The 447-nt window shown below is 56.6% G+C and carries 1 protein-coding gene; it reads left to right on the top strand.

Annotated features, from left to right (window positions below; genetic code table 11):
- The coding region (locus G9G53_RS25745; RefSeq protein WP_165150886.1) for an AMP-binding enzyme at nucleotides 1-447 on the top strand (447 nt) is incomplete at both ends.

The raw sequence follows: 447 nt of genomic DNA, 5'->3' as shown, positions 1-447 counted from the left end.
AGGATACCTGAATCTGCCAGAGCTGACGGCAGAGAAGTTTGTCCTGAATCCGTTCGCTGTTGCGGCAGCAACCGATCAAGCGGACAGCACTTACGCACACCGAATGTACCGAACGGGCGACCTGGCCCGGTGGTTGCCAGACGGCAGCATTGAGTATTTGGGCCGGATTGACCACCAAGTGAAAATCCGGGGGTACCGGATCGAGCTGGGTGAGGTGGAAGCGCAGCTGCTGACCGTGGACGGCATTCAGAAAGCCATCGTCACAGCATGGGAAAACGAAGATGGACACAAGGATCTGTGTGCCTATATCATAGCTTCAGCGTCCCTGAGTTTGCCGGAGCTACGGAATGCGCTGCAGCCGAAGCTGCCCGATTACATGATCCCGACGTATGTGGTACAACTGGATCGTTTCCCGCTGACACCGAACGGGAAAATCGACCGCAAGGC

Origin of the sequence: Paenibacillus sp. EKM206P, from assembly GCF_011066155.1 — a bacterium.
Lineage (GTDB): Bacteria > Bacillota > Bacilli > Paenibacillales > Paenibacillaceae > Paenibacillus > Paenibacillus polymyxa_D.
The sequence above is the reverse complement of the archived record's forward strand: the minus strand, read 5'-3'. Positions and strand labels throughout refer to the sequence as shown.